Source organism: Arthrobacter sp. Y3225116 (assembly GCF_059091245.1).
On record NZ_JBNHGL010000578.1, the window covers coordinates 1 to 378 of the forward strand.

Below are 378 nucleotides of genomic sequence, written 5' to 3' on the forward strand. Positions count from 1 at the left end.
AGACGCCGCCGAAGCCGTCGCCGGACACGCCGCCGGGACGGAAACCGAAGCCGAAAACACGGCAGGGGAGCAGCCCGCGAAGGCGCCCGCCCGCCGTCGTCGTTCCACCGCGGCCGCCGCCGCCCCTGCAGTCGAGGACACCGCCGCCGCCACGCCTGAGCAGGCCGCCACCGAAGCGGAGCAGTCCGCCGCCGGGGGAGACCCGGCCGAAGAAACCTCCGCCGACGCGGGACTTGGGGCCGATCCGTTCACGATCCCCTCCTCGCCGGTATCCCTGCTCTTCCATGCCCCGGACCTGTCCGCCGTCGCCGCCAAGCCGGAACCGGCCGCCGCCGACGAGTCGGACGAGGACGACGAAGACGGCGGGCGTCGCCGCAG

Annotated in this window: 1 pseudogene; it reads left to right on the top strand. The window is 75.1% G+C overall.

Features of this window, described 5'->3' with window-relative positions:
• Positions 1–378 (top strand): annotated as a pseudogene (locus AC5RV2_RS19045) (hypothetical protein); the annotation flags it as partial.